This is a genomic window from Phormidium sp. CCY1219, assembly GCF_055795085.1.
Genome location: NZ_JAYFEQ010000329.1, coordinates 1 through 2,519, shown reverse-complemented (window position 1 = coordinate 2,519; position 2,519 = coordinate 1). Strand labels below are relative to the sequence as shown.

The window sequence follows — 2,519 nt, the reverse complement described above, 5'->3', positions numbered from 1 at the left end:
AGCCTTTAGGGACTGTTTTCCTTGCCCCGCTTACGTTTCGGGCATTTACCCTCCACTTTTGCGGGAACGAATCGCACACCTACGATCCTCTTGAAGCGATCGCCAATGGGGATCCGAATGGAGCCGCAGTGTTTGCGGCGATGATTCAGGTGCAAAATACGATCGTCCAAACGGCGAAGTTAATCGAGGGTGGAAGCAATATTGACTTGCAGCAACTCGGTCATGCCGCGATCGCTAGCATCGCCAAGATGGTCAAATCTAACAGTTCGGTTGACTTAACCCAACTCGAGACGATCGAGGCCATCGTCCAAGATGCAATCAGTCGGAGTGCCTCTTTCGGTGCGGAAGGGAGTACCGTGAATGCGGAGCAAGTCAGCAGCGTCGCTTCGGCGGCGGCGCAAGTGATGACCCTGGGCAACCAAATCGTCCAAGACACGATCGAAAGTGGTATTCCGTTAAAAGATATGGCCACGGAAATCACCAAAATGCAGGCAGTGGCGGTGGGCCAAATCGCTGTTGGGTTGCCGGAATTGGCAGCAGGTACCTTGCCGGTGGAAGAGTTTCTCGCCAACAATACCAAAGAGGCGATCGAGCAGAAGATGGCAGAAGTGCGAGTGGCAGATCCCACAGTTCGCCCCACCTTCGAGACCCTTTCTCAGGAAGATCTGTTCCGTCCGACCTTCACGAACGAGCTTGACGCCGATTCCCCCAATAGCGCAGGGTTGCCTCTCCAGGAGTTGCCTGCTAGCAGCAACAGCGAAGAATTGAGTGATGATGAGGAGAGTGAAACCGCTCAGCCCCGCAAGCTCTCAATTTTACTCTTCGACCCCGAATACTATCTGGCAGAAAATTTAGACGTTGCGGACGCCGTGGCAAATGGAACGTTCCGCAGCGCTGCCGAACACTTTAGCTTGTTTGGGCTTGCGGAAGGTCGCGCCCCCAGTGAGGTTTTCACGAACCTTTATCTGAGCAATAACCCGGATGTGGCAGATGCCGTTACCAATGGCTCGTTCGGCAGTGGGTTCAAACATTTCATCAAGTTCGGATTTGCTGAAGGTCGCTTCCCTAGCGATGTCTTTAAAGAGTTCGAGATGTTCTATGTGTCGCAATACGCGGATGCCGCCGAGGCCATCGCCAATGGCACATACAGCAATGGTTTGGAACATTTAGTGACCGTCGGTTTCGCGGAAGGTCGCAATCCGTTCCCGCAGTTTGAGGTGCTGACACAAACCTTCAACGCCCAAGACTATCTGTCGCAAAATGCCGATGTTGCCGATGCGGTGGAAAACGGTACCTTCCGTACTGCGATGGAACACTTTCTCTACTACGGCATGTCCGAGGGTCGCGACCCGAGTTTGGCGTTTAGCAATAGTGAGTATCTGGCGAATAACCCGGATGTGGAGTCTGCCGTCAGCGAGGGCGGGTTTGCCAGTGGCTACGTACACTATCTGATGCACGGATTTGCCGAAGGTCGCATCGGGGGCGCGATCGCTGTCAATCCGGGGACGAATTTCAATCTCGGCGATCGCTCCTTACTCGCTGATGAGGAAACGGATCTCGTCACCGGCATGGATGAAAATGCGATCGATGCAGACATGGGTGCGGTTGACCAGCTCATCGGTCAACCCGGTGCCGAAACCTTCACCCTCGGCGATGCCAACCAAGCCTACTATCTCAATAGCGCCGATGGGGATAGTGGCCAGGAATATGCAATTCTCACCGAATTCAATGCCACTGAAGATTCTATCCAGTTGCACGGTTCGGCGGCTGACTATTTCCTTGCGGCTTCTCCAGAAGGCATGCCAACCGGCACGGCAATTTACCGCACCGAGGGCGACAGTGAGGATTTGATTGCCGTGGTTCAGGATGTTTCTGACCTGAGTTTGCAGTCGGATTACTTCAGTTTCGTCTAAGTGAGCTGTAGGGGGTGATGCCTGCGGGCGCAACCCCCGCTCGAAAAGGCGATCGCTGTTTGACGGCGATCGCTTTTTTGCCGGGGTGGTTTCCCGTACAATCCTGCAACCTACCTCTCACTCCACTGAACTCGCCCCCACCGGCGATCGATTCAACAACAATTTTAATGGGATTAATTCTGAATTCCTTTGCCGCGTTTCTTTATTTTATGATATAATAAAAGCCGGACGAGGGGGCAAAACCTGGCAAGTTTGCCAATCTCGCCGAACCCTTTATTGTCCTAACCCCTTGCCTTATGATTCTGCGCCTACTTACCCTACCCGTCACCGCTCCGATTGAGGGCATCGCTTGGATCGGAGAACAACTGCTCGAACGCGCCAATGCAGAACTCGATGACAAAGAAAACTTACAAAAGCGACTGTTAGCCCTCCAGCTTGCTTTCGATTTGGGGGAAATTCCCGAATCGGAATTTGAAGAACAAGAGGAAGAATTATTGCTTGCCATTCAAGAAATGGAAGAGCAAGCCGAAAGTCAGGAACCCCATCCCTAAAGGGAGGGGCTTGGTAAGACTTTATTTTCCCAAGCTCACCTGACCAGAAGACCAG

At 52.9% G+C, this 2,519-nt stretch carries 2 protein-coding genes and 1 pseudogene; all 3 read left to right on the top strand.

The genetic code is table 11. From position 1 onward, the window contains the following. Positions 1-1,913 (top strand): annotated as a pseudogene (locus tag AC0QH1_RS05820) (hypothetical protein); the annotation flags it as partial. Between the two features lie 14 nt (positions 1,914-1,927). Continuing rightward, entirely contained in the window at positions 1,928-2,131 is a 204-nt protein-coding gene (locus tag AC0QH1_RS05815; protein WP_324629986.1) for a hypothetical protein, read from the top strand. A 78-nt stretch (positions 2,132-2,209) separates the two neighbouring features. Continuing rightward, a complete protein-coding gene (locus AC0QH1_RS05810; protein ID WP_324629985.1) occupies positions 2,210-2,464 on the top strand; it encodes a gas vesicle protein GvpG in 255 nt (84 codons plus the stop codon). The last annotated feature ends 55 nt before the right edge of the window (positions 2,465-2,519 follow it).